Source organism: Ideonella sp. P3_A4 (genome assembly GCF_056403075.1).
The window spans coordinates 1-1,750 of the sequence record NZ_JBFUGE010000930.1 but is presented as its reverse complement, the minus strand read 5'-3'; the positions used below and the strand labels follow the sequence as shown (position 1 = coordinate 1,750).

2 protein-coding genes are annotated in these 1,750 nt (G+C 64.7%); both read left to right on the top strand.

Translation table 11 applies throughout. From position 1 onward, the window contains the following. On the top strand, nt 1-601 hold a 601-nt coding region (locus AC1DYI_RS34550), incomplete at its 5' end, for a phosphonate ABC transporter ATP-binding protein (protein WP_477208616.1). Then, nucleotides 588-1,750, top strand: a 1,163-nt coding sequence (locus AC1DYI_RS34545) for an ABC transporter permease subunit (RefSeq protein ID WP_477208615.1), incomplete at its 3' end; no start/stop codon positions are given. The genes AC1DYI_RS34550 and AC1DYI_RS34545, both read left to right, overlap by 14 nt.

Here is a 1,750-nt window from a genome sequence, read left to right as displayed (position 1 = left end):
CGCCCTGCGTGCTACCGAGGGTGCCGTCGAGGTCAACGGCCAGGGGCTGAACAACCTGCCCTGGAAGGGCCTGCAGCACTACCGTGCCAACTGCCGGATCGTCGAGCAGCATAGCCTGCTCGTTCACCAGGCCACTGTGCACCAGAACGTTGTGGCAGGACTGCTGCCCCACTGGCACTGGTACCAGGCATTGCGTGCCTCGTTGGTCGCCGTGGAGAAGGACCGCGTCCGGGCGATGCTCGATCAGCTGGGAATCGGTGCATACCAGTGGACTCGCGCTGGTGACCTGAGCGGCGGGCAGATGCAGCGGGTGGCCATCGCCCGCGCGCTGATCGCGGATCCAAAGATCTTGCTCGCCGACGAGCCCACCGCCTCGCTCGACCCAAACACCGCGCGATCGGTGACTCAGCAGATCGTCGAGATGGCCCAGCGACGCAATGTGTCGCTTGTGTTCTGCACCCATTGGTTTGACATCGTCCGCAAGGACTGCACGCGGGTGATCGGTTTGCGCGACGGTCGCCTGGTCTTCGACTGCACACCGTCCGAGATCAGCGATCCGATGCTTCACAAGCTGTACGAGGGCAGCGATGAGCGCCATTGAGCGGCGCAACGAGCGCCGCACCGAGTGGCGCCGGTACGGACTCGGCGCAGCCATCGTGMTGTCCGTGGTCGTCGCCACGGAGTATGTGGGCGCGGATCCAAGCAAGCTGGCCGACCGGGACGGGTTGAACAACGCGCTCAACATCGTCTCAGGCTTTGCCCACCCGGACCTCTCTGGTGATTTCCTGCAGCGCGTGGCGGCGCTGTCACTGGAAAGCCTGTTCATCGGGATCATGGGCACCGTGCTGGCGGTCCTGATCGGCGGCGCATTGGCGCTGGTGACGATCCGTGTTCCCGACCTGCCTCAGCCTCCCAAGACGGCACCGGCTCCGATGCGCTATGCCTTCGAAGCGCTTCGAACGCTGGGACGCTGGTTGATGGCGTTCTTCCGCTCCATTCCGGAGATCGTCTGGGCCTACTTGTTTGTTCGCCTGTTCGGCCTCGGCGTTATCCCCGCCATCCTGGCGATCGGGCTGACAGTTGGTGGCTCGATCGGCAAGCTTTACTCGGAACTCGCCGAGTCGGTTGATCCTCGCACGGTGCTCAGCATGCGAGCGATGGGCGCTCGCCGGATGGCGATCCTGCTGTTCTCGGTGATCCCGCAGGTCTCTCGCCAGTGGATTGCCTACGCGCTGTTCCGCCTGGAATGCAACATTCGCAGTGGCACCATTTTGGGAGTCGTCGGTGCCGGGGGCTTGGGCAGCGAGATCGCGCTGGCGATCCGCTATTTTCAGTACGAAAAGCTCGCGACGGCCCTCTTTGCGGTGCTGATCTTTGTGATTGCGCTGGAGATGATCAGCGCCTGGCTGCGCCGCTCTCCCAGCTGGTACGCCTTTGTGGCTGCTGGCGTGAGTACTGCCGCCGCGATCGCCTTCCTGGACATCCCTTGGGCTGACCTGCTGAACCCGTCGGGCGCGATGCTGGTGATCGCCAGCGCGCCAGTGCAGTGGGACTTCATTCGCACTGCGGCGGGTCAGGTGCTGGACACCCTGGCGATGGCCTGGGTGGCCACGGTGCTGTCAGCGGCGGTCGCCTTTGTGATGGCGCCGTTGGCCGCAGCGCAGCTCACGACGGGCAGCTACTTGCCCGATCCGGTGCGCACCGGTGGAACGAGTGGACACCTGCTGCTGGCGACCAAGTGGTGCAGCCG